The sequence below is a fragment of the Klebsiella sp. ZJOU C1 genome (assembly GCF_035620215.1).
In the GTDB taxonomy this organism is placed as follows: domain Bacteria; phylum Pseudomonadota; class Gammaproteobacteria; order Enterobacterales; family Enterobacteriaceae; genus Klebsiella; species Klebsiella variicola.
On record NZ_CP141644.1, the window covers coordinates 2244762 to 2267379 of the forward strand.

The 22618-nt window shown below is 59.5% G+C and carries 23 protein-coding genes; 16 read left to right on the forward strand and 7 right to left on the reverse strand.

Features of this window, described 5'->3' with window-relative positions:
- Positions 1–108 precede the first annotated feature (108 nt).
- The 8 genes from pspA to SPE70_RS10655 all read left to right on the forward strand — a co-directional run bounded on the left by pspA (position 109) and on the right by SPE70_RS10655 (position 7113).
- On the forward strand, positions 109–777 hold the full coding sequence (gene pspA, locus SPE70_RS10620; protein WP_004203910.1) for a phage shock protein PspA: 669 nt from the start codon (positions 109–111) through the stop codon (positions 775–777).
- A gap of 55 nt (positions 778–832) precedes the next feature.
- A complete protein-coding gene (gene pspB / locus SPE70_RS10625; protein WP_002901911.1) occupies positions 833–1057 on the forward strand; it encodes an envelope stress response membrane protein PspB in 225 nt (74 codons plus the stop codon).
- Positions 1057–1416, forward strand: coding sequence for an envelope stress response membrane protein PspC (pspC, locus tag SPE70_RS10630; protein ID WP_004203911.1), 360 nt, complete (start codon positions 1057–1059; stop codon positions 1414–1416). Before pspB ends, pspC begins: the two co-directional genes overlap by 1 nt.
- A 28-nt stretch (positions 1417–1444) precedes the next feature.
- A complete protein-coding gene (gene pspD / locus SPE70_RS10635) occupies positions 1445–1663 on the forward strand; it encodes a phage shock protein PspD (protein ID WP_064170165.1) in 219 nt (72 codons plus the stop codon).
- Positions 1664–1765: 102 nt separating this feature from the next.
- On the forward strand, positions 1766–3163 hold the full coding sequence (locus SPE70_RS10640) for a YcjX family GTP-binding protein (RefSeq protein ID WP_008805233.1): 1398 nt from the start codon (positions 1766–1768) through the stop codon (positions 3161–3163).
- A complete protein-coding gene (locus SPE70_RS10645) occupies positions 3160–4221 on the forward strand; it encodes a YcjF family protein (RefSeq protein WP_008805232.1) in 1062 nt (353 codons plus the stop codon). The genes SPE70_RS10640 and SPE70_RS10645 overlap by 4 nt, the downstream gene beginning before the upstream one ends.
- A gap of 197 nt (positions 4222–4418) precedes the next feature.
- Complete coding sequence (gene tyrR / locus SPE70_RS10650; RefSeq protein ID WP_012542019.1) at positions 4419–5960, forward strand: transcriptional regulator TyrR; 1542 nt, start codon at positions 4419–4421, stop codon at positions 5958–5960.
- A 100-nt stretch (positions 5961–6060) separates the two neighbouring features.
- A complete protein-coding gene (locus tag SPE70_RS10655; protein WP_023297459.1) occupies positions 6061–7113 on the forward strand; it encodes an AbrB family transcriptional regulator in 1053 nt (350 codons plus the stop codon).
- Positions 7114–7183: 70 nt separating this feature from the next.
- On the opposite strand, the gene tpx is transcribed toward SPE70_RS10655, so the two are convergent.
- Complete coding sequence (gene tpx, locus SPE70_RS10660; RefSeq protein WP_008805229.1) at positions 7184–7690, reverse strand: thiol peroxidase; 507 nt, start codon at positions 7688–7690, stop codon at positions 7184–7186.
- Between the two features lie 102 nt (positions 7691–7792).
- Here tpx and ycjG point away from each other — a divergent pair, with 102 nt between their 5' ends.
- Entirely contained in the window at positions 7793–8758 is a 966-nt protein-coding gene (ycjG, locus tag SPE70_RS10665) for an L-Ala-D/L-Glu epimerase (protein ID WP_032735364.1), read from the forward strand.
- Here ycjG and mpaA read toward each other — a convergent pair.
- On the reverse strand, positions 8755–9462 hold the full coding sequence (gene mpaA / locus SPE70_RS10670; RefSeq protein WP_008805227.1) for a murein tripeptide amidase MpaA: 708 nt from the start codon (positions 9460–9462) through the stop codon (positions 8755–8757). The two genes, ycjG and mpaA, sit on opposite strands and share 4 nt — an antisense overlap.
- 72 nt (positions 9463–9534) lie before the next feature.
- Here mpaA and SPE70_RS10675 point away from each other — a divergent pair, with 72 nt between their 5' ends.
- Positions 9535–9651: a hypothetical protein gene (locus SPE70_RS10675; protein WP_012542015.1), complete on the forward strand. Its 117-nt coding sequence runs from the start codon at positions 9535–9537 to the stop codon at positions 9649–9651.
- Positions 9648–11264 (forward strand): peptide ABC transporter substrate-binding protein, encoded by a 1617-nt coding sequence (locus SPE70_RS10680; RefSeq protein ID WP_022066380.1) that lies wholly within the window; start codon positions 9648–9650, stop codon positions 11262–11264. The genes SPE70_RS10675 and SPE70_RS10680 overlap by 4 nt, the downstream gene beginning before the upstream one ends.
- A 37-nt stretch (positions 11265–11301) precedes the next feature.
- On the opposite strand, the gene SPE70_RS10685 is transcribed toward SPE70_RS10680, so the two are convergent.
- From SPE70_RS10685 to SPE70_RS10700, 4 genes are read right to left on the reverse strand one after another with little or no spacing between them, the layout of a single operon-like run.
- On the reverse strand, positions 11302–12708 hold the full coding sequence (locus SPE70_RS10685) for an MmgE/PrpD family protein (RefSeq protein WP_064170164.1): 1407 nt from the start codon (positions 12706–12708) through the stop codon (positions 11302–11304).
- Between the two features lie 6 nt (positions 12709–12714).
- Entirely contained in the window at positions 12715–13389 is a 675-nt protein-coding gene (locus SPE70_RS10690; RefSeq protein ID WP_064170163.1) for an amino acid ABC transporter permease, read from the reverse strand.
- Positions 13389–14180 carry an amino acid ABC transporter ATP-binding protein gene (locus SPE70_RS10695; protein ID WP_008805223.1) on the reverse strand — a complete coding sequence of 264 codons (792 nt, stop codon included), beginning with the start codon at positions 14178–14180 and terminating at the stop codon, positions 13389–13391. Before SPE70_RS10695 ends, SPE70_RS10690 begins: the two co-directional genes overlap by 1 nt.
- Positions 14181–14185: 5 nt before the next feature.
- Positions 14186–14974 (reverse strand): substrate-binding periplasmic protein, encoded by a 789-nt coding sequence (locus SPE70_RS10700; RefSeq protein ID WP_016160850.1) that lies wholly within the window; start codon positions 14972–14974, stop codon positions 14186–14188.
- A 95-nt stretch (positions 14975–15069) separates the two neighbouring features.
- Between SPE70_RS10700 and SPE70_RS10705 the strand changes: the two genes are divergently transcribed.
- Both SPE70_RS10705 and SPE70_RS10710 read left to right on the forward strand, forming a co-directional pair.
- On the forward strand, positions 15070–15957 hold the full coding sequence (locus SPE70_RS10705; RefSeq protein WP_008805221.1) for a LysR family transcriptional regulator: 888 nt from the start codon (positions 15070–15072) through the stop codon (positions 15955–15957).
- A 171-nt stretch (positions 15958–16128) separates the two neighbouring features.
- Positions 16129–17073: a LysR family transcriptional regulator gene (locus SPE70_RS10710; protein ID WP_064170162.1), complete on the forward strand. Its 945-nt coding sequence runs from the start codon at positions 16129–16131 to the stop codon at positions 17071–17073.
- Here the strand turns inward: SPE70_RS10710 and SPE70_RS10715 are convergent.
- Positions 17070–18137, reverse strand: a complete 1068-nt coding sequence (locus SPE70_RS10715; protein ID WP_023297462.1) for an ABC transporter substrate-binding protein — start codon at positions 18135–18137, stop codon at positions 17070–17072. The two genes, SPE70_RS10710 and SPE70_RS10715, sit on opposite strands and share 4 nt — an antisense overlap.
- Before the next feature lie 223 nt (positions 18138–18360).
- On the opposite strand from SPE70_RS10715, the gene SPE70_RS10720 reads away from it, so the two are divergent.
- From SPE70_RS10720 to SPE70_RS10730, 3 genes are read left to right on the forward strand one after another with little or no spacing between them, the layout of a single operon-like run.
- Positions 18361–19929, forward strand: coding sequence for an ABC transporter permease (locus SPE70_RS10720; protein ID WP_012542007.1), 1569 nt, complete (start codon positions 18361–18363; stop codon positions 19927–19929).
- A complete protein-coding gene (locus SPE70_RS10725; RefSeq protein ID WP_008805217.1) occupies positions 19926–20669 on the forward strand; it encodes an ABC transporter ATP-binding protein in 744 nt (247 codons plus the stop codon). Before SPE70_RS10720 ends, SPE70_RS10725 begins: the two co-directional genes overlap by 4 nt.
- A 23-nt stretch (positions 20670–20692) precedes the next feature.
- Positions 20693–22480: an aryl-sulfate sulfotransferase gene (locus tag SPE70_RS10730; RefSeq protein WP_110216534.1), complete on the forward strand. Its 1788-nt coding sequence runs from the start codon at positions 20693–20695 to the stop codon at positions 22478–22480.
- Positions 22481–22618: the final 138 nt, after the last annotated feature.

A 22618-nucleotide genomic window follows, 5' to 3' on the forward strand; every position in this document is an offset into this window, starting at 1 on the left:
ATTCGCAACCACTCTGTTTAAAATCAATAAGATAAAAAGTTGGCACGTCATTTGTATTAGCTAAGCCACAGGTGAATGCCTGAAACCAGAACTATGAGGATTGAAATTATGGGTATTTTTTCTCGTTTTGCCGACATCGTGAACGCCAACATCAACTCCCTGCTGGAGAAAGCGGAGGACCCGCAAAAGCTGGTGCGTCTGATGATCCAGGAGATGGAAGACACGCTGGTGGAAGTGCGTTCCACGTCGGCCCGCGCGCTGGCGGAAAAGAAACAGCTGACCCGTCGTATTGAGCAGGCGGTCGCCCAGCAGGCGGAATGGCAGGAAAAAGCCGAGCTGGCGCTGCGTAAAGAGAAAGAGGATCTGGCCCGGGCGGCGCTGATCGAAAAGCAGAAGCTGACCGACCTTATCGCTCAACTTGATCATGAAGTGCAGCTGGTGGATGAAACGCTGGCGCGCATGAAAAAAGAGATTGGCGAGCTGGAGAACAAACTCAGCGAAACCCGCGCTCGTCAGCAGGCGCTGGCGCTGCGCCATCAGGCGGCGAGTTCGTCCCGCGATGTGCGTCGCCAGCTGGACAGCGGTAAACTGGATGAGGCGATGGCCCGCTTTGAATCCTTTGAGCGTCGCATCGATCAGATGGAAGCGGAAGCGGAGAGCCACCGCTTTGGCAAGCAGCAGACGCTGGATCAGCAGTTTGCCGAACTGAAAGCGGACGATGAAATCAGCGAGCAGCTGGCGGCGTTGAAAGCCAAAATGAATCAGTCCAACCAGTAAGTATGATTGCGCGGCGCGGCGTTGCGCCGCGGCTCACCCCCTGTAAGGAGTACACATGAGCATGCTTTTTCTCGCCATTCCGCTGACGCTGTTTGTGCTGTTTGTTCTGCCGGTCTGGCTGTGGCTGCACTACAACAATCGCGGCGCCAACGGCAGTCTGACGCAAAATGAGCAGCAACGGCTGCTGCAGTTGACCGATGACGCGAAGCGGATGCGCGAACGTATTCAGGCGCTGGAAGCGATCCTGGATGCTGAACATCCGAACTGGAGAGACAAATAATGGCCGGACTGGATCTGAATAAAAAACTGTGGCGTATCCCGCAGCGCGGGATGGTGAAGGGCGTTTGCGCGGGCATTGCTCAGCATCTTGATGTCCCGGTGAAGCTGGTGCGTCTGATTACCGTGCTGGCGATGATTTTCGGCCTCTTTTTCTTTGTCCTGGTGGCCTACATCATTTTGACTTTTGCTCTGGATCCGATGCCGGACAGTGAACTGTACGGTCACAAGGCGCCGAGCAATGGCGATCTGCTGGCCGCCGTGGATGCCGAACTGGCCTCCGGTGAACAGCGCCTGCGTGAAATGGAGCGGTATGTGACCTCCGACACCTTTACGCTGCGCAGCCGCTTTCGCCAGCTGTAAATCCTGTTTTTAACGAGTGAGGCAACGCATGAATAGCAAATGGCGACGCGCCGGGCAGCAGGTGAAGCCCGGTCTGAAAATCGTCGGTAAGCTGGCGCTGCTGACCGCGCTGCGTTACGGCCCGGCGGGCGTTGCCGGCTGGGCGGTTAAATCGGTCGCGCGTCGGCCGCTGAAAATGCTGCTGGCGGTGGCGCTGGAGCCGCTGCTCAGCCGGCTGGCCAACCGCGTCACGCGCGGGATGAAATAATGCCGCCGTGGGGAAGGCGCAAAAGGATTAACGTTGTCCTGCTTATCCCCGGCAGATAGCTTATGATGACGAGACATACCTTCAGGGCATAACGGACTGGCGATGAAGCGACTGAAAACTGAATTGAATGCGCTGGTCAACCGCGGGGTTGACCGGCATTTACGTCTGGCGGTGACCGGCCTGAGCCGGAGCGGTAAAACGGCGTTTATCACCGCGCTGGTCAATCAACTATTGAATATCCACACGGGCGCCCGCCTGCCCCTGCTGAGCGCCGCACGCGAAGAGCGGCTGCTCGGCGTCAAGCGCGTGCCGCAGCGGGACTTTGGCATTCCCCGATTCACCTACGACGAAGGGCTGGCCCAGCTGTACGGCCAGCCCCCCATGTGGCCAACCCCGACGCGCGGGGTGAGCGAGATCCGTCTCGCGCTGCGCTACCGTTCGAATGACTCCCTGCTGCGCCATTTTAAAGATACCTCCACGCTGTATCTGGAGATCGTCGACTATCCGGGCGAGTGGCTGCTCGACCTGCCGATGCTGGCACAGGATTATCTGAGCTGGTCACGACAGATGACCGGGCTCCTGCAGGGACAGCGTGCGGAGTGGTCGGCCCGCTGGCGGCAGCTGTGCGCCGGGCTGGATCCGCTGGCCCCTGCCGATGAGGCCCGTCTGGCAGATATCGCTGCCGCCTGGACGGACTATCTGCACGCCTGTAAGCGCGAAGGGCTGCACTTTATCCAGCCCGGGCGCTTTGTCCTGCCCGGTGAAATGGCGGGTGCGCCGGCGCTGCAGTTTTTCCCGTGGCCCGACGTCGACGCCATCGGCGAAGCCAAGCTGGCGCAGGCCGATAAACACAGCAACGCCGGCATGCTGCGCGAACGCTACAAATACTATTGCGAAAGGGTGGTGAAGGGGTTCTACAAAGAGCACTTCCTGCGCTTCGACCGGCAGATTGTGCTGGTGGACTGTCTGCAGCCGCTCAACAGCGGGCCGCAGGCTTTTAACGATATGCGTCTGGCATTGACCCAGCTGATGCAAAGTTTCCATTACGGGCAGCGCACCTTGTTCCGCCGGTTGTTTTCGCCGGTTATCGACAAGCTGCTGTTTGCCGCCACCAAAGCTGACCACGTCACGGTCGATCAGCACAGCAATATGGTGTCGCTCCTGCAGCAACTGATTCAGGACGCGTGGCAGAACGCCGCCTTTGAGGGGATCAGTATGGATTGCCTGGGGCTGGCGTCCATTCAGGCGACCCAGAGCGGGCTGATTGAGGTGAATGGCGAGAAAATTCCCGCCCTGCGCGGCGATCGGCTGAGCGACGGCCAGCCGTTGACCATCTATCCCGGCGAGGTGCCGGCGCGTCTGCCGGGCCAGGCCTTCTGGCAGCAGCAGGGATTTCAGTTTGAAAACTTTCGTCCGCAGGTCATGGATGTCGATCGGCCTTTGCCGCACATTCGCCTCGACGCGGCGCTGGAATTTTTGATTGGAGATAAACTGCGATGAGCGAACCGTTAAAACCGCGGATTGATTTTGATGGTCCGCTGCAAGCGGAAAAAATTCCGCCGCTGAAAAGCGCCCGCGCCTTCGACACCCTGGAGGCCGACAACTTCGCGCCAGCGCGGCTGGTGACCGGCGAAGAGGAAGAGGGGGCGGCGGAAGCGGTGGTGGAGTCGGTCCTGCGACCCAAACGCAGCCTGTGGCGGCGGATGGTCAGCGCCGGACTGGCGATCTTCGGCGTCAGCGTCGTGGCGCAAGGCGTGCAGTGGACGGCTAACGCCTGGCAGACCCAGGACTGGATTGCGCTGGGCGGCTGCGTCGCCGGGGCGCTGATCGTCGGGGCCGGCGTCGGATCGGTGGCCACCGAGTGGCGCCGTCTGTGGCGACTGCGCCAGCGCGCCCACGAACGCGATGAAGCGCGCGATATGCTGCACAGTCACGCGGTCGGCAAAGCGAAAGCCTTTTGTGAGAAGCTGGCGCAGCAGGCCGGGCTGGATCAATCGCATCCGGCGCTGCAGCGCTGGTATGCCGCGATCCACGAAACGCAAAGCGATCGCGAAGTGGTGAGCCTTTATGCGCAGCTGGTGCAGCCGGTGCTCGATGCCCAGGCGCGGCGGGAAATCAGCCGTTCGGCGGCGGAGTCGACGCTGATGATTGCCGTCAGCCCGCTGGCGCTGGTGGATATGGCGTTTATCGCCTGGCGTAACCTGCGGCTGATCAACCGAATTGCCACGTTGTACGGCATTGAGCTCGGGTATTACAGTCGTCTGCGACTGTTTCGCCTGGTGTTGCTGAATATCGCTTTCGCTGGCGCCAGCGAACTGGTGCGCGAGGTGGGGATGGACTGGATGTCGCAGGATCTGGCGGCCCGGCTGTCGGCGCGCGCCGCACAGGGCATCGGTGCCGGACTGCTGACCGCCCGCCTCGGGATAAAGGCGATGGAGCTGTGCCGCCCGCTACCGTGGATTGCCGATGATAAACCGCGGCTCGGCGATTTTCGTCGCGAGCTGATTGGGCAACTGAAAGAGACCCTGCAGAAAAGCAAAACCAGTCCGGAGAAGTAACCTCCGCTCAGAGACATTGCCGGGCAGGTTGGATCCCGGCTCGCCCAGGCGTTCATTTAACCACTGACCGCCTGACTTTACGGCACAACGCCCATTTTTCCGCCATGCTGTCAATAATTGTTGACAGTTAGCTTCCCGAAAACTCATTCCTGTCCTATTATTCTCCCGTCATTGGCACTTTTAGGGTGAACACTCCCATGCGTCTTGAAGTCTTTTGTGAAGACCGTCTCGGTCTGACTCGTGAATTGCTCGACTTGCTGGTGCTGCGCGGCATTGATCTACGTGGTATCGATATTGACCCTATAGGCCGAATTTACCTCAATTTTGCCGAACTGGAGTTCGCCACGTTCAGCAGCCTGATGGCAGAGATCCGCCGTATCGCCGGCGTGACAGACGTGCGCACCGTGCCGTGGATGCCGTCTGAGCGTGAACACCTGGCGCTCAGCGCGCTGCTGGTGGCGATGCCGGAGCCGGTGCTGTCGCTGGATACCAAAGGCAGGGTGGAACTGGCCAACCCCGCCAGCTGCCTGCTGTTTGGCCAAAGCCAGGCGAAGCTGCGCAACCATCCGGTGGCCCAGTTGATCGCCGATTTTAACGTTCAGCGCTGGCTGGAGAGCAGCCCGCAGGAGACGCATGCGGAGCATGTGGTGGTGAATGGACAGAACTATCTGCTGGAAGTGACCCCGGTCTATCTGGAAGGGGAGCATAACGAACGGGTGCTGACCGGCGCCGTGGCGATGCTGCGCTCAACCGTGCGCATGGGACGTCAACTGCAGACCATGACCAGCCAGGACACCAGCGCCTTCAGCCAGATCCTCGCGGTGGGGCCGAAAATGCGCCACGTGGTGGAGCAAGCGCGCAAGCTGGCGATGCTCAGCGCGCCGCTGCTGATTGTCGGCGACACAGGTACCGGCAAAGATCTGCTGGCCCATGCCTGCCATCTGGCCAGCCCGCGGGCGGGCAAACCTTATCTGGCGCTCAACTGCGGCTCCATTCCCGAGGACGCGGTCGAGAGCGAGCTGTTTGGCGACGCGCTGCAGGGTAAGAAGGGCTTCTTCGAGCAGGCCAACGGCGGCTCGGTGCTGCTGGATGAAATTGGCGAGATGTCGCCGCGAATGCAGACTAAGCTGCTGCGCTTCCTCAACGACGGCACCTTCCGCCGAGTTGGCGAGGATCATGAAGTGCACGTCGATGTGCGGGTGATCTGCGCGACGCAGAAAAACCTGGTCGAACTGGTGCAGAAAGGGCTGTTCCGCGAAGATCTCTACTATCGCCTCAACGTCCTGACGCTGTATCTGCCGCCGCTGCGCGACTGCCCGCAGGACATTATGCCGCTGACGGAGCTGTTCGTGGCCCGCTTTGCTGATGAGCAGGGCGTCCCGCGGCCGAAGCTCTCCGCCGATCTCAGTACGGTGCTCACCCGCTACAGCTGGCCCGGCAACGTTCGCCAGTTGAAGAATGCTGTCTATCGCGCGCTGACCCAACTGGAGGGATTTGAGCTGCGTCCACAGGACATTCTGCTGCCGGACCATGACGTCGCGTCGCTGCCGGTGGGCGAGGAGGCGATGGAAGGGTCGCTGGACGACATCACCCGCCGCTTTGAGCGCTCGGTGCTGACCCAGCTCTATCGCAGCTACCCCAGCACCCGGAAGCTGGCGAAGCGGCTGGGGGTGTCGCATACCGCCATCGCCAATAAACTGCGTGAATATGGTCTGAGTCAGAAAAAGGGCGACGAATAATCCCGCCAGGCCGGCGACCCACGTCGCCGGCATTCGGCCTGCAAAGCGGGCCAAACCTGTATATACTGGTTTTTTAATCCTTTTTCCGGGGTGGTGCATCTTGGCGTCGCGTCGCGCGATCGGGCAATGGCTGGCATTGCTGCTGCTCTCTGTTCTCTTTTCCTCGCTGCTGTTACGCCTTCATTTGCCGGCAGCGCTACTGCTGGGGCCGCTGATCGCCGGTCTCATTTTGAGCCTGCGCGGGGTGAAGCTGAGCATCCCTCGTCCCTGTTATCTGGCGGCGCAGGCCATCGTCGGCTGCATGATCGCCCGGGCGATTAATCCCTCTGTTTTTGGCGTGCTGTTCAACAACTGGGCGCTGGTGCTGGCGATCCTGTTGACCACCCTGGCGATTAGCGGCCTCACCGGCTGGTTGCTGGTTCGCTACAGCGCGCTGCCGGGCGCCACCGGCGCCTGGGGAAGCTCTCCCGGCGGCGCGTCGGCAATGGTGGTGATGGCCCAGGAGTACGGGGCCGATGTGCGGCTGGTGGCGCTGATGCAGTATCTGCGGGTGCTGTTTGTCGTCGGCGCGGCGGCGCTGGTGGTGCGCTATGCGTTGGGCAATGAAGCGCAGGAAATGACTCAGGATATTGTCTGGTTTCCATCGTTGACCCTGAATTTCCCTTTCACGCTGCTGCTGACGGCGCTAGCCTGTTGGCTGGGCATGCGGCTGCGCATCCCCTCCGGGGCCATGCTGTTGCCGATGCTGCTCGGCGCGCTGGTCCAGGGCAGCGGCTGGATGATGCTGGAGCTGCCGGAGTGGCTGCTGGCGATGGCCTATGCGGTGCTGGGCTGGACGGTGGGGCTGCAGTTTAATAAAGCCATTTTTCTGCTGGCGCTGAAGACGCTGCCGCAGATTATCGCCTCTATTCTTGGGCTGATCCTGATGTGCGCCCTGATGGCCCTTGCCCTGACCCACATTCTGCAGATGGACTTTATGACCGCCTATCTGGCCACCAGCCCAGGCGGGCTGGACACAGTGGCGATTATCGCCGCCGGCACCCGGGCGGATATGTCGTTCATTATGGCGCTACAGACGCTGCGGCTGTTTACCATTTTACTGACCGGCCCGGCGATGGCGCGGGCTATCTCCCGCTATGCGCCACGGCAATAAAAAGCCCCCGCAGAGCGGGGGCTGAGCAAAGAGAATGTCCGCGGGCGCGATGCGCCCGGGCACGCTGTTATCAGGCTTTCAGAGCGGCCAGCGCGGCGTCGTAGTCCGGCTCTTCGGTGATTTCGTTCACCAGCTGGCTGTAGACGACCTGATCGTTTTCATCGATAACGACCACGGCGCGAGCAGCCAGGCCAGCCAGCGGACCGGCGGCGATGGCGACACCGTAGTCAGCGAGGAACGACGCGCCGCGCAGCGTGGAAAGGGTCACCACGTTGCTCAGGCCTTCCGCGCCGCAGAAGCGGGACTGGGCGAACGGCAGGTCAGCGGAAATGCACAGCACCACGGTGTTGTCCAGTTCAGCGGCCAGCTGGTTGAATTTACGCACTGATGCGGCACACACGCCGGTATCAATGCTCGGGAAAATATTTAGTACTTTACGTTTGCCGGCGTACTGGCTCAGCGCGACGTCAGAGAGATCTTTGGCGACCAGCGTAAACGGCTGCGCTTTAGCGCCTGCCTGCGGAATGGTGCCCTGAACAGAAACGGGGTTGCCCTGGAAATGCACGGTTTGTGACATGGTTATCTTCCTGTTTACATATAGTTAACGTCACGAGTAGTGTATGACATCCGCCAGCTACACGGCAAACCCTATTTAACATTGACCAGAGAGGACAAGGGAATGCGCAACGTGCGAGTGTATGAGGAAGCCTGGCCGCTACATACCCCTTTTGTGATCGCCCGCGGCAGCCGCAGCGAGGCAAAAGTGGTGGTGGTGGAACTGGAGGAGGACGGTGTGAAAGGGGTGGGCGAATGCACGCCTTATCCCCGCTATGGCGAGAGCATCGCTTCGGTCATGGCCCAGGTGATGGCGATCGGCGAGCAGCTGGAAGCGGGCCTCACCCGCGAACAGCTGCAGCGGCTGCTGCCGGCAGGCGCCGCGCGCAATGCCGTTGACTGCGCGCTGTGGGATCTGCAGGCGCGGCGCGAAGGCAAAACCTTGTCCCAGTTGCTGGGCGTGGCGTTGCCCAACCGGGTGATCACCGCCCAAACGGTGGTCATTGGTACGGCGGATCAGATGGCGGCCAGCGCCGCGGCGCTGTGGCAGAAAGGTGCCCAGCTGTTGAAAGTGAAGCTTGACGACCGGCTGATCAGCGAGCGGTTAATCGCTATCCGTCAGGCGGCGCCGGAGGCTACGCTGATTGTCGACGCCAATGAATCCTGGCACAGCGAGGGGCTGGCGGCGCGCTGTCAGCTGCTGGCGGACCTCGGCGTGGCGATGCTCGAGCAGCCGCTCCCGGCTGACGCCGATGCGGCGCTGGAAAACTTCGTTCATCCGTTACCGATTTGCGCCGACGAGAGCTGCCATACCCGGGAGAGCCTGCCGCGGCTGCGCGGGCGCTATGAGATGGTCAATATCAAACTGGATAAAACGGGCGGTCTGACCGAAGCGCTGGCTCTGGCCGGAGAGGCGGAACGGCAGGGATTTGAACGGATGCTGGGCTGTATGCTCTGTACCTCGCGCGGGATCGCCGCCGCGCTCCCTCTGGCGCCGCTGGCGCGCTTCGCCGACCTCGACGGCCCGTCATGGCTGGCGGTGGACGTTGAGCCGGCGCTGCGGTTCAGCACCGGCGTGCTTCATCTTTAAGCCTGCCAGCGCAGCAGATCGGTCATCGCCGGCAGGTAACGCTCCGTTGCCTCGTCGGCGGAGACCGGTGGGAACTCGGCGGTGATGCAGGGGAGCCCGATATCCGCGCACCAGCTGCCAAAGGAGCCCGGCGTGTCGTAGCCCACGCTGCCCACCAGCGGCAGGGAGAAGGCGTCGGCCAGCCAGTGCCCCAGCGGGCTGTGGCCCGGGTCTTCGATACAGGCCAGCGGATCGTGAAAGGAGACCACCCACGCCGGATGGATCTGGTGGATCAACTGACACAGGGCCTGGGTCTCCCGCTCCGAACCTGGCTGCTCGCCGGTCAACAGCACCACGTCGCGTTCCTCTGCCGCGCTGTTCCAGCGATAAACCGTTTCCCCTTGTTTCCAGTTAGCGGCCGGAAAGTTACGGTTGAGGTCAACGCCGCGGGCATTGGCACGCAGCCCGAGCTGACAGCCGTCAGGGTTGACCGTTAGCACCACGTGGTGACGGCGCAGCTCGGGTTTCAGGGTGCGCAGGGCGCAGGAGAGGGTCACAATCGACGAATTTTCATCACCGTGGGTGCCGGCAATAATCAGGCCGCTACGGCTGTCGGCCTGCGGCGCAGGAAACCACAGCAGCGGCGCGCCCAGTTCCGAGCTGCCGTACTGCCGGGTTCCCGGCGGAAAGTCGCCGCGCTGCGGACGAGGACGTGAAATAGACATAGGGCTTCCTGTGTGTCGTTATTATTCAGTGTTGGCGAAAAGCGTGTCGGGATCAAACCCATTCCCTGAGGCGTGAAATCCGACGACACATCAATTTTCTATCATATGTCGTTTGCAATTTCAGGTGATGAAACAAATAATTATCGCTCTGTTGGCGGTATTTTTTTCATTTTAAAGGGGATCTTATGAAGTATCCTGTCGCTTTGACATGCGGCGCGCTGTGGTTAGCCAGCGTATCTTCTTTAGCCTGGGCGGCGGACGTACCGCCGGGCACGGTACTGGCGGAAAAACAGCTGTTAGTACGCCATATCAAAGATGAACCCGCCTCGTTAGATCCCGCCAAAGCGGTGGGCCTGCCGGAAATCCAGGTGATCCGCGATCTGTTTGAAGGTTTAGTCAATCAGGATGCGAAAGGCAACCTGGTTCCAGGCGTGGCGACCCGCTGGCAGAGCAACGATAACCGCGTCTGGACCTTTACCCTGCGCGATGACGCGCGCTGGTCCGACGGCACGCCGGTTACCGCCGAGGATTTCGTCTATAGCTGGCAGCGTCTGGTGGATCCGAAAACCACTTCGCCGTTCGCCTGGTTCGCGGCGCTGGCGGGGATCGCCAACGCGCAGAACATTATCGACGGCAAAGCCGCGCCGGAGACCCTGGGGGTTACCGCCGTCGACGCCCACACTCTGCGGGTGCAGCTGGATAAACCACTGCCGTGGTTCAGCAACCTGACCGCCAGCTTTGCCTTCTACCCGGTACAGAAGGCGAATGTCGACAGCGGCGCGAACTGGACGCGGCCCGGCAGCCTGGTGGGCAACGGCGCCTATGTTCTGAAAGATCGCGTGGTCAATGAAAAGCTGGTGGTGGTGCCGAACACGCACTACTGGGATAACGCCAAAACGGTGATCCAGCAGGTCACCTTTGTGCCGATCAACCAGGAGTCCGCCGCCACCAAGCGCTATCTCGCTGGCGATATCGATATCACCGAATCTTTCCCGAAAAATATGTATCAGAAACTGCTGAAGGATATTCCGGGGCAGGTATATACCCCGCCGCAGCTGGGTACCTACTATTACGCTTTCAATACCCAAAAGGGGCCGACGGCGGACGAGCGGGTGCGACTGGCGCTGAGCATGACCATCGATCGCCGGGTGATGGCGGAGAAAGTACTGGGAACCGGGGAAAAACCGGCCTGGCGTTTCACGCCGGACGTGACGGCGGGCTTCACCCCCCAGCCGTCGCAGTTTGAGAGTATGAGTCAGGCCGAACTTAATGCCCAGGCGAAAGCCCTGCTGGCTGCCGCCGGCTATGGCCCGAATCGTCCGCTGAAGCTGACGCTGCTGTATAACACCTCTGAGAATCACCAGAAGATTGCCATCGCGGTGGCGTCGATGTGGAAGAAAAACCTCGGCGTGGAAGTGAAGTTGCAAAACCAGGAGTGGAAAACCTATATCGACAGCCGTAACACCGGCAATTTCGACGTGATCCGCGCTTCGTGGGTAGGGGACTACAACGAGCCGTCCACCTTCCTGTCGCTGCTGACCTCCACCCACAGCGGAAATATCTCGCGCTTTAACGATCCGGCGTACGACAAAATCCTCGCCCAGGCGGCGGTGGAGAATTCGGCCAAAGCGCGTAACGACGATTACAACGCGGCGGAGAAGATCATTATGGTCAAAGCGCCGATTGCGCCGATCTACCAGTACACTAACGGCCGGCTGATTAAGCCGTGGCTGAAAGGCTACCCGATCACCAACCCGGAAGATGTGGCCTACAGTCGTACCATGTATATCGTGAAGCACTAACCGGTCGTGGTTGCCTGACAATGTCAGGCAACCCTTGCTACGCCGGTAGCGAAAAGCCCATCAGGTCTGCCGAAGAGGAGTAATACCGAGCCGTTTCCTCCTCCATCACGCTCGTAAGCAGTTCGTTAACCTTTATCTTATGTCCGGGCAAATTTCGCCGCGCCTTGGCAATAATTTCCCCATCGCTAAGCGGGCGTTCGGCGCTGCCCAAGGGTTTGTAGCGTTCCTGCACTGCACATTCGCCACGGCTGTTTGTGACCACAACGCGCGCGCCAGGCTGGCGTGCCGGACCGTTCATCCGTTGTGTAAATTCAGGTGTGACAGTGGCCGTGACTTTATCCGCCAGCGCCAGCAAGGCTGGGTTTTGCATATTGTCTTCAGTATACCAGTCGGCACCCGGTGGCAGGCCAGCGGCGATCGCTGCCAGCGTCCACGGCAGGCTGAACTGCGCGTCGGTCACCGTTTGCGGCCGATAGTCCATCATATCATTGACCAGGCGGGGGAAGCTTTGTACCTCAATGGTGCGGAGATCCGCAACAGACCAGCCGGTCTGCTGCATGATGCCCTCCATGCATTCCAGCGCGCAGGCCAGCCAGCGGCAGGCGGGATATCGCTTAAAGCTACCGTAGCCAGCGTACCAGTGACTGCCGAGCTCATCGGTCAACCTGTCTGGCGCGAACTGGTCGGAGCCAATCATCCGCCAGAAACCCTGTTCGCCATCGAGTACATCAAGGCTGCCGCTGAGGCCTTGCTGCGCCATGATCACCGCCTGCACGGCGGCTTGCGCGGCGGGCGCCACGGCATCTTTGAGCGACAACAGCGGCCGTTGTCGCCAGTTATACTGGTGCAGGCTGGGGAGCGGTGTTAACGCGGCGGCCAGGCCCACCGCGTGATGTAATTGCTCAGAGTTTAACCCCAACAACCGACCGGCCACCACGGCTGCGCCGATGGATTGATGCTGCGCCACGCCGTAGACCTGGCTGAAGCGTTCTGCCGAAGGCTGGATGGCGTGGATGAGCCGGTTATTCACCTCGAAACCGGCCGCCAGGGTGGTAATCAGCACGTCCTGAGCTACCGGCTCAGGATTGAGGTCAAGCGCAACCATCGCGGCGGCAACCAGTGTGGCCCCCGGATGGCCGAGCCCTTTGCCGTCGATCTCCACACCGTCATCGTGATCCAGGCCGTTTATCATGGCGGCGTTCGCGAACGCGGCCGCCAATGGGCTGAAACCGGACTCACCGAAGACGCTACAGTGACCGTTTCCGCCAAATAGCCGGGAGGCGCGTATCATCGGTTCGCTGACCCGGTGGCCACTGGCCGCCCAACCGCAGGCGAGGGCATCCAGTAAATGCAGTCGAATTTTGCGCCGAACGGGAGCCGGGATAGCTGGCGCAGATAAGGTACTGGCAAAATTGACCAGCTGGCGTGTTGCGGAAATAGTCATGGTTACTCAACGTTTGAAGTAGCGGCTGTGGATCCGGCGCTCGGCATAGCTTGCCAGCAGTGACAGCGGAAGAATGGTGGCGACGAAAAACAGCGCCACAAAAGTCAGTGTCTCCAGAGGGCGGAAGGTGGCGGTACTCAGCCGTTGCCCTTGATAGAGGATCTCACCCGTTGCGATATAACTCGCCAGCACGGAATTCTTAACCGACATCACGCACTGGCTGACAAACGCCGGTAAAATTCGCAAAAAGGCTACCGGCGCGGTAATGCGAACTAATACTTTCAGCGGTGACATCCCCACCGACAGGCCCGCTTCGACCAGACCATGATCGACCGATTGCATACCAGAACGAAATATTTCAGCGAAAAATACGCTGCCATATAACGAGATGGCGAGGACACAGGTCAGATACGAGGAGAGGGTCAGGCCGAACAAAATGGGCAGACAGTAGTAGGCCCAGACAATCAGCACCAGAGGGGGGATTGAACGCACAATCTCAATCAACCCCTGGGTGGGTAAGCGGATGACCGCCCTGGACGCGCCGCGCAACGGGGCCAGCAGCGCTCCGCCAAGAATGCTTAACGTGACTGAGGCCAGCACAATTTTAAAGGTGGTCAATATCCCTTCCAGCAAAACCGCGTGATATTGCCACAGTATTGAGAAATCCCAGTGATAAGACATTAGCGCAGCTCCTCTGCCGTTACGCCGGACAGCGTCATAAAGCGTCGGATAGGGGCATCGGGCGGCCGTGACCAGATCTCCTGAGGGGATGCTTCTTCCACCAGTTTGCCATTATCCATCAACAGCAGCCGACTACATACCTGCAGGGCAAAACGCATTTCATGGGTAACCACCAGCATGGTGGTGCCGCTGGCCGCCAGTTCGGAAATAACGGACAACACCTCCCCGACAGATTCCGGATCGAGTGCGGAAGTCGGTTCGTCAAACAGGATCACTTGCGGCGCCATGGCCAGGGCGCGGGCGATAGATACCCGCTGCTGCTGACCGCCTGAAAGTTGAACCGGGAAGTCTCCGGCTTTTTCTTGCAGGCCCATACGCGTGAGCAGCGCCATGGCTTTTTCGATGGCTTTTTTACGCGGCAAGCCCAGGACCTGTACCGGACCTTCAATAATATTCTGCAATACACTGCGGTGTGGCCACAGATTAAAGTGCTGGAATACCATTGTCATTGAGGCACGCTGGCGCGCTAATGTGCGCTGTGTGACCTGTTTTCTCTGCGCGCCGTGAAAGCCTATTTCTTCCTCACCCAGCCAAATATGCCCACTATCCGGGACTTCAAGCATGTTCAGGCAACGCAGCAGGGTGGATTTACCCGCGCCGCTGCGGCCAATGATGCCAATCACCTCCGAGGGACGAACCGCGAAGGAAACATCATCTATAATTTTATTACCTGAAAATGATTTGCTAAGCGCTTCAATTTTCAGTAACGGTAATAATGATTGTGGGTTCATCAGAGTTATTTCGCTGGGTGAGTATATTTCTGCCATATTTTTTTCAGCGTGCCGTCTTTATCCAGCTGTTCGAGCCGTCCATTCAGCCACGCCTGTAATTCCGGTCGTTCTTTACGCAGGCCCATATTGGTTGCCTGTTCTTTGACCGGCTGTGGAATAATCATCGTGCCCTGATGACGCTTTTGAATATATTGCGCCATCTGGATATCGTTAGTGACGATGGCATCCGCGCGGCCGCTCTCCATCTGGAGCTGCATGTTGTCGCTATCGGGAACGATAATCCACTGGGCTTTGTCCAGTTGAGGCTGCAGCAGCGTGACGGCTGCCGAGCCATCAATCGCGCTGAGCCTGGTCTGCGAAGTGTTGATGGTGTCCCAGCGCTGATATTTCTGTGTCTCTTTTTCCAGAGTCAGGACGCCCATCTGGTGCGAGCCCATAGGGCGGGTAAAGTCGACGGCTTTGGCCCTTTCTGGCGTATTATTAAAACCACCTAAAATATCGAAGCGGTTGGACTGTAAACCCGCGACGGCGGTGCCCCATTGCGTATCAACGTATTCAATCTTGATATCGGTGTTTTTAAATATCGCCTGCACAACATCCGGAACCAGCCCGGTCCACTGGTTGGTCAGCAGATCTTTCTGATACCACGGCGGTGCGTTGACCGCACCGACGCGGATCACATGGTCTGGCAGAATCGTATTGATTTCTTCCCCGGCCTGAGCAGGAGACTGGGCTAAGAACATCCCCGGTATAAGCAACAATATCGACATGAAGCGTGATGTGAAAAATTTCATTTTATGCCCTCTGGTGAATATAATTATGGATTCTATAACCCTGAGTGCATATTTTTTAAATGCATAATCAGCATATCGTTATCAGGAAAATGGCAATGACACCCAAGCAACTCGAGGTCTTTATCAGTATCGTTCAGCTAGGTTCAGTGACAGCAGCAGCGGCGCAGCTGGCCATGTCGCAGCCTTCGGTGAGTAAAAGCCTGGCGCTTATCGAGCAGCAGATGGGGTTCAGCCTGTTTGAGCGCTATCAAGGGAAGATGCAGCCAACCGCGGAAGCCAGAGCGCTGTATAAAGAGGCGCTGCGCGTGCATCAGGACCGGCTTCGTTTTGAGCGTTTTGTTGATCACATCCGCCAGTATCGCGTTGGTCAGTTGCGGGTCTGTGCCACGCCTGCGCTGGCGCTGAATATATTGCCGCTGGCGGTGGCGCGTTTTCGGCAGAGCTTTCCGGATTATGGTGTGGTGGCGGATATGTGTCTCAACAATGAAATTGAGACGGCGGTTGAAGAAGGGCGTTACGATCTCGGTTTTCTGGTGAAACCCGGCTACGAACCAGAGGAGAACCCGTTGGCCATCTGCCGGGGTGAAATGGTGTGTGTGCTGCCCGGGCAGCATCCGCTGGCGCAGCAGACGGAAATCCATTGGCAGGATATCCCGACACGCGACCTGGTGTATATCACGACCGACGCGCGGCTGGTTGCCATGATTGCCGAAGAGGTGCCGGCGTTCCGCCAGCGCCAGGTGGCGGCGGTAGAAACCAACCGCTACAGCATGGCGATTAATCTTGTCAGACACGGCAACAACAGTATGACTATTGTTGACAGTTTTTCTCTACAGGGCGTCGACACCAGTGGTCTGGCGGTGCGGCCGTTCCGTCATGCGTTGCCGGTGTCTGTCGTCGCGGTGACGGATGGACACAGCACCCTGTCGCAGCCGGGCGAAGTGTTTGCGAAAGTGATGACGGAATTAATGGCTGAAACGTGAGATCAGCGTGAGGCTCTGTGGCTGGCCGCTCATGCAGGTTCATCACTATTCTGCAACGCGAACTTTCACCCCAGTCACGGTGCGCTAACCCACCGGGAGTGGTGTCTGTGGTTTACCGCCAGGCCGCCTTCCAGTACTTTTGTTGAATAGTAGAGGGAAGGGAGCGGATCGATGCATCTGGATTTTCGCCAGTTACGCAATTTTGTAGCGCTAGTGGAGTACGGCAGTTTTAATCGTGCGGCGGAGGCGGTTTGCCTGTCGCAATCGGCGTTTAGCCGCAGCATTCAGGCGCTGGAGCAGAGTGTCGGTCATCCTTTATTCGACCGCCAGAGTAAGCTACCGACGCTCACGCTGCACGGGCAAAAGCTGCTGCCTTATGCGCGTCGTTTTCAGGAACTCAATATTGAGCTTAGTAGCCAGCTGCGTGAGGCGGACGATGCGCAAAATGGCGAGGTCGCTTTTGGCTGCGGCCCGGCTCCCGGCGCGAGGCTGATTCCGGCGGCCATCGGAGAGTTTCATCGTCTTTTGCCGCAGGCGAGGGTGCGTTTTCACATTGATAACTGGCTTGCTCTGCATCAGGCGCTTACCTCCCAGCACTATCCTTTTGTGGTCGCCGATAGCTGGCAGGCCGAGCTTGACCCGCAGTTACGCGTGCAGCCGCTTAGCCCACAACGCTGTTTCTTTGTCTGCCATGCCGAACATCCGCTGGCAAAACAGGGGACGATCTCGATTCAGGAGATGTTGCGCTACCCTTTTGCCGCCCCCTATTTGCCGCCGGGGGTACGCAAGGTACTGGCGACCCTCAGCCAGCAACAGGACTTTACGCCCGCGATCCAGTGCGACCATATTTACGCGCTGCTTTCCACTCTGGCGCAAACCCACGCGATAAGCTTCGCCAACGAGGACGGCTTCGCGTTGTGCCAGCACAGCCATCGGCTGGTGAAACTGGAACTTAGCGATCTGCCAGATGAGTGGCGGCTAATGCAGACCCGGTTTGCCATTATCTCCCCGGTTCACGCGATTCAGCCGCCGCTGGTTGAGAGGCTGATTGAGATTATCCTCCATACCGACCGTCAGCATCAGCTTCAGCTGCTGGCGCAGGAGGAGAGGGATTAACCGGCGTTTTTCGCCTCACCTTTGGCATCGTACGGTGGCCAGCGGTTTTCCAGTTGCTGCGTTTTCAGCGCCTGCTCGACAAACTGGCCGTCCACCCACTGCTTAACGTCAAAAGCGCTGCGGATCAGACGACCCGATTTAGCCTGCTCGACGCTACTGCTGAAGCTGCCGGTCAGGAACGGGTCAATACGCGGTGAGGTGGTAAAGTTCAGATCCTGTGGCTGCAGCGCTTCCAGAAATAACGCCTTGGGGATCTGGCTTTGCTGCGCCATCTCAGCAGACCAGGCGTCTCGATTAGCCGGATCGCTGATTTCAGCGGCATTCTTCACCAGCACATTAACGATCTGCTGAGTCGCCTGCGGCCAGGTCTCGATAAACGTCTGCGTGCCGAGGAACCCCGCCTGAGTGGTGTTCTGGCGGCCTGAATCGCCGCTTTTAACCACCACATCAATTTTGTCGCCGCGTAGCGCCAGCAGGGAGACGCCTCCCCATACCGCATCGACGCGACCGGCCGCCAGCGCCGCTTTACCCGCGTTCCAGTCAAGGTTGATGACCTGCAAACTGCGCTCATTGAGGCCGGCGGTTTGCAGCGCCCGGTCAAAGGCCAGCTGGTCCGCCGTACCGCGATAGACCGCCACCCGTTTGCCTTTCAGGTCGGCCAGCGTTTTAATACCCGAGGCTTTGGTTACCGCGAGCCAGGATTCCGAGCCGCGGCTGCCCAGAAGCAGGCGTGTCGGCAGACCATTGGCCTTACCGATAATCGCCGCCAGATCGCCGAGGTAAACAAAATCAAGCTGTCGGTTGGCTAACGCTTCATTCACCGCCGGGCCTGCCCCCTTGAAAAACTGCCACTGCACTTCCACACCCTGCGGTTTAAACACCTCTTCCAGCTGATGGCGGATAAACGCCATGCCGACCGGCCCCTCAATAAAAGGTTGACTGCCGGCGCTCTGATCCGGCACGCCGATGCGAATGGTTCGTAGCGTCTCGGCCTGGGCGTTTGCCGCCAGACCGATGACCGCGACCAATGCCAGCAAGGTGCGGCTAAAAAATGCTTTCATCATAACGTATTGCTCCCTTGAGTTTTTTTCTCACCCTAAAGAGCCGGCGGGCCGTGTGTTAAATGCTTTTATTCGCCAAGCATGGGTGAAAAAAAGCTAAATCAGACGCCGCGTGCCCGCCAGGCTGAAATGCATTCGATGCATCGAGATTATTCACCTTACGCAATAGCGGGGCAGCGTGAGTCACGTTTTCATAGCGGCATCACTTTCCGATGAGTGGACCGATATGTCGCAGATGATCTTAAGAACCGATGCCCCTGGCAGGCCGGGTTTCCGGCTTAACGGCTGGCCGTGGCTGCTGCCAGCGCTACTGTTGTTGCTGTGGTACATCGCCGCCCGCGAGGGATGGATGCCCGCGCAAATTTTGCCCGCCCCGTCGGTGGTTGCCGATACCGCATTGTCGCTGCTGAGCGGCGATCTGCTGGCGCAGTGGGGATTTAGTCTCCAGCATCTGGCGCTTGGCCTGCTGCTGGGCGCCATCGCCGGCACGCTGCTCGGGGCGCTGTTTGGCCTGGTGCCAGCGGCCGCGCAGCGGGTGGAACCGCTGTTCTACGCGCTGGCGCAAATTCCGACGCTCGGTTGGATCCCGCTATTGATGGTGCTGTTCGGGATTGATAACGGCCTCAAGCTGGCGGTTATCGTGAAAACCACTGTGGTGCCGATGACCATCAACACTCAGCAGGCGGTAGCCAGCGTGCCGCAGACCCTGAGCGAAGCCGGCAGGGTGATGAACTTCTCCCGCTGGCAGCGGCTGCGCTGGCTGGTGATCCCGGCAAGCCTGCCGGGCTGGTTTACCGGTCTGCGTCTGGCGCTTTCGCAGGCCTGGGTATCGCTTATCGTTGTCGAGCTGTTGGCTTCTTCCGAAGGTATTGGCTACCTGATGGTCTGGGGCCGCCAGCTGTTTCAGCTGGATATTGTCTTTGTCACCATCGCGGTGGTTGGCCTGAGCGGCATGCTGATGGAGTGGGCGGCGAATCGGGCCTGTTCCCGACTGGTGTTCTGGCCGCAACCAGCCGCCGGACGCCTGGCGTGGAAACCGCAGGCCAGCTGGCGGGCGTTACCGCTGCCGATAGTCCTGCTGGCGCTGTGGCAGCTGGCCAGCCAGTGGGGCTGGATTGATAGCGGATTATTTTCTTCGCCGCTGGCGGTGGCGGCACGTTTTGTTCAGGGGATCCTGAGCGGAGAGCTGAGCGCCGCGATGCTGGCCAGTCTGGGGAGAGCGGTTGTCGGCGGCGCGCTGGGGATTGCCGGCGGTTTGCTCTGCGGACTGCTGCTGGCGCTGCGCCCACGCGCCGGACAAATTTTTACCCCCACGCTTAACGTGCTGCGCCATATTGCTCTGTTTGCCTGGCTGCCGCTGCTGACGGCATGGGTGGGTAACGATAACGGCGGCAAAATCGTCTTTATCGCGCTGGCGTCGTTCTTTCCTATGTTCTTCAGCACTCTGCAGGCGGTGCTTCAGCGAAACCCGCAACTCGATGAAGTCGCCAGGGTGCTGCGGCTGGGCGAATTCGCGCGCCTGCGCCGGGTCATTCTTCCCGGTGCCGCGCCGGGGATCTTTGCCGGTCTGCGGCTGGCGCTGATTTACGCCTGGCTTGGCAATATCGGCGCGGAATATTTCATGTCCTCCGGCGTCGGGATCGGCAGCCTGATGATCAATGCCCAGCAGCTGCTGGATATGCCCACTATTCTCTGCGGCATGGTGCTGGTCGGTATCACCGGCGCGGCGCTGGATAAAGCCGGACGTTTACTGGAAATGCGCGCCACCCGCTGGCGTCAACAGGAGCAGTTATGACCTCTTCAACTCTGGTCTCTTTTCGCCACGTGCGTAAATCCTGGCAACAGGTGACGGCGCTACAGAATTTCAACCTGGATATCGCCGCCGGTGAACTGGTCGCGCTGGTGGGCAGCAGCGGCTGCGGTAAATCGACGCTGCTACGGATGCTGGTGGGCCTTGAGTCTGCCACCCAGGGGGATATTTGTATTAACGGCGAGCCGGTCACCGGCGTGGGCAAAGAGCGCGGCATTGTGTTTCAGGAGCCGCGCCTGTTCCCGTGGCTTAACGTGCTCGACAACGTGATGCTCGGTCTGGCGGATGAAAAGCTCACCCGGGCGACGAAGCGCCAGCGGGCACTGGAGATGCTGGCGCGCGTGCAGCTCAGCGAGTTCGCCAGCGCGCTGCCCGCGCAGCTTTCCGGCGGCATGGCCCAGCGGGTGGCTATTGCCCGCGGTCTGGTGGCCCGCCCGCAGATCCTGATGCTCGATGAGCCTTTCGGCGCGCTGGATGCCCTGACGCGTCACACCCTGCAGCAGGAACTTTTACAGATCCACCAAAGCGCGGGAACCACCACGTTACTGGTGACGCACGATGTGGAAGAGGCCGTCGCCCTGGCCGATCGCGTCGTCGTGCTCTCCCCGCGTCCGGGGCGGATACGAGAAATCGTGAACCTGGCGCTGCCTCATCCGCGCCAGCGTGATGATGACTCGTTTACCGCCGCCTGCCGACACATTCGCAACCTGATTACTTCTGTCTGATTTTATTATTTAAGGAGCAACATATGGGACATCCTTCCGTTTACCCGACCAGCGCCACACTTTACGATCCGCAGCGCGCCTGGAGCGGCTACACCCTTTTCCAGGCCACCGAACACGGCGCGGTACTGGTGGATATGAATGGTCACGTGGTGCGGGAATGGCCTGAACTGCATGGGTTTCCCAACAAAATTCTGCCCGGCGGCGCCATCCTTGGCCACAGCGGCGAGCGCGACCCGCGCTATGGCATGCAGGATATGCTCGATCTGATCCAGGTGGACTGGGAGGGCAACGTGACCTGGAAATTCGACCACTACGAACAGGTCAGCGACCCCGGCAATGAAACGCGTTGGATGGCGCGCGCTCATCACGACTATCAGCGAGCGGGTAACCCCGTCGGCTACTACGCGCCGGGGCTGGAGCCGCAGGTCGATGGCGGCAATACCCTGATCCTCGCCCACACCAATCTGGTTAATGAAGCGATCTCCGACAAGCTGCTGCTGGACGACACCATTATTGAAGTCGACTGGCAGGGCAATGTGGTCTGGGAGTGGCGCTGCAGCGACCATTTTCATGAGCTGGGCTTCGACGATGCGGCGCGCACCGCGCTGTACAATAACCCGAATATGCGTGCCAGCGGCGGCGGAATGGGCGACTGGATGCATATCAACTCGATGTCGGCGCTGGGGCCGAATAAATGGTATGACGCCGGCGATGTGCGCTTTCATCCCGACAATATTATCTGGGACGCCCGCGAATCCAACATTATCGCCATTATCGATAAGCAGAGCGGCAAAATTGTCTGGCAGCTCGGCCCGGACTACAGCAAACCGGAGCTGAAGCACATCGGCTGGATCATCGGCCAGCATCATGCGCATATGATCCCCCAGGGGTTGCCGGGCGCGGGCAATATCCTGATTTTCGACAACGGCGGTTGGGCCGGATACGGTGCGCCTAATCCGGCGTCGGCGGATGGGGTGAAAAACGCCTGGCGCGATTATTCACGGATCCTTGAGATCAACCCGCTGACCCTCGATATTGAGTGGCGCTACTCGCCTTATGAAGCGGACCTGCCACAACCGACTGATTCCTACCGCTTCTACAGTCCGTATATCAGCAATATGCAGCGCCTGGAAAATGGCAATACGTTGATTAACGAAGGTTCGAACGGCCGCATTTTTGAAGTGACCCGCGATCACGACATTGTCTGGGAATACATTTCGCCGTTCTGGGGTAAGACGCTGAATAATAATATGGTTTACCGCGCCTACCGCATTCCTTACGCGTGGATCCCGCAGCTTGCGCAACCACAGGAGACGCCGATTGCGGCAGTTGATGTCCGCACTCTGCGTCAGCCGGGCGCGGCGGCGGCGGGCCCGGCGCAGAGCGTGGTGCGCGTGGCGGGCGTACAGCCGTACAGTAAAAGCGCCGATGCGCTGTGCGTCGCAACCGATAACGATACTCTGCGCCGCAGTCCGAAGCTGTTCCGCGTTGCGGAAAGCGCATTCCGGCCGATAAGCGCGGCGAGTGAACTGGAGGGTGAACGACCCGTGCTGCTGTTCGTTGGCGCGGAGCGCTGTGTGCACTGCCGTAAACTCTGGCAGCTACTGGCCCATGAAAAACTCAGCCAGCGGATTGCTCAGTTTGAAACGCGCTATCTGGATGCCGACCTGCATCAGGAACTGGCCAGCGACCTCGGCGTACGCGGCCTGCCGACGCTGCTGTTGATAACATCGGGGCAGCCGATATCGCGCGCACCGACGCAATACTCAGTGGCAAGTCTGCTCAACTGGTTGAACAGTGTCAGTCTGTGATGCTGCCCGGGTAAGAGGATAACTGTGGCGCTGCGGCTTGCAGCGCCAGTTTCTCCCTCTCTCCCTCTCTCCCTCTCTGGCTACAGCAGAAAGCGCACTTTTCTGGCAGTATGGCCGACTGATACCAGGTCCAACCCT

Excerpts from the sequence above, each read along its gene's own strand:
- pspA (WP_004203910.1), top strand. The coding sequence starts at position 109 with ATGGGTATTTTTTCTCGTTTTGCCGACATCGTGAACGCCAACATCAAC.
- pspB (WP_002901911.1), top strand. The coding sequence starts at position 833 with ATGAGCATGCTTTTTCTCGCCATTCCGCTGACGCTGTTTGTGCTGTTT.
- pspC (WP_004203911.1), top strand. The coding sequence starts at position 1,057 with ATGGCCGGACTGGATCTGAATAAAAAACTGTGGCGTATCCCGCAGCGC.
- pspD (WP_064170165.1), top strand. The coding sequence starts at position 1,445 with ATGAATAGCAAATGGCGACGCGCCGGGCAGCAGGTGAAGCCCGGTCTG.
- SPE70_RS10640 (WP_008805233.1), top strand. The coding sequence starts at position 1,766 with ATGAAGCGACTGAAAACTGAATTGAATGCGCTGGTCAACCGCGGGGTT.
- SPE70_RS10645 (WP_008805232.1), top strand. The coding sequence starts at position 3,160 with ATGAGCGAACCGTTAAAACCGCGGATTGATTTTGATGGTCCGCTGCAA.
- tyrR (WP_012542019.1), top strand. The coding sequence starts at position 4,419 with ATGCGTCTTGAAGTCTTTTGTGAAGACCGTCTCGGTCTGACTCGTGAA.
- tpx (WP_008805229.1), bottom strand. The coding sequence starts at position 7,690 with ATGTCACAAACCGTGCATTTCCAGGGCAACCCCGTTTCTGTTCAGGGC.
- ycjG (WP_032735364.1), top strand. The coding sequence starts at position 7,793 with ATGCGCAACGTGCGAGTGTATGAGGAAGCCTGGCCGCTACATACCCCT.
- mpaA (WP_008805227.1), bottom strand. The coding sequence starts at position 9,462 with ATGTCTATTTCACGTCCTCGTCCGCAGCGCGGCGACTTTCCGCCGGGA.
- SPE70_RS10680 (WP_022066380.1), top strand. The coding sequence starts at position 9,648 with ATGAAGTATCCTGTCGCTTTGACATGCGGCGCGCTGTGGTTAGCCAGC.
- SPE70_RS10685 (WP_064170164.1), bottom strand. The coding sequence starts at position 12,708 with ATGACTATTTCCGCAACACGCCAGCTGGTCAATTTTGCCAGTACCTTA.
- SPE70_RS10690 (WP_064170163.1), bottom strand. The coding sequence starts at position 13,389 with ATGTCTTATCACTGGGATTTCTCAATACTGTGGCAATATCACGCGGTT.
- SPE70_RS10695 (WP_008805223.1), bottom strand. The coding sequence starts at position 14,180 with ATGAACCCACAATCATTATTACCGTTACTGAAAATTGAAGCGCTTAGC.
- SPE70_RS10700 (WP_016160850.1), bottom strand. The coding sequence starts at position 14,974 with ATGAAATTTTTCACATCACGCTTCATGTCGATATTGTTGCTTATACCG.
- SPE70_RS10705 (WP_008805221.1), top strand. The coding sequence starts at position 15,070 with ATGACACCCAAGCAACTCGAGGTCTTTATCAGTATCGTTCAGCTAGGT.
- SPE70_RS10710 (WP_064170162.1), top strand. The coding sequence starts at position 16,129 with ATGCATCTGGATTTTCGCCAGTTACGCAATTTTGTAGCGCTAGTGGAG.
- SPE70_RS10715 (WP_023297462.1), bottom strand. The coding sequence starts at position 18,137 with ATGATGAAAGCATTTTTTAGCCGCACCTTGCTGGCATTGGTCGCGGTC.
- SPE70_RS10720 (WP_012542007.1), top strand. The coding sequence starts at position 18,361 with ATGTCGCAGATGATCTTAAGAACCGATGCCCCTGGCAGGCCGGGTTTC.
- SPE70_RS10725 (WP_008805217.1), top strand. The coding sequence starts at position 19,926 with ATGACCTCTTCAACTCTGGTCTCTTTTCGCCACGTGCGTAAATCCTGG.
- SPE70_RS10730 (WP_110216534.1), top strand. The coding sequence starts at position 20,693 with ATGGGACATCCTTCCGTTTACCCGACCAGCGCCACACTTTACGATCCG.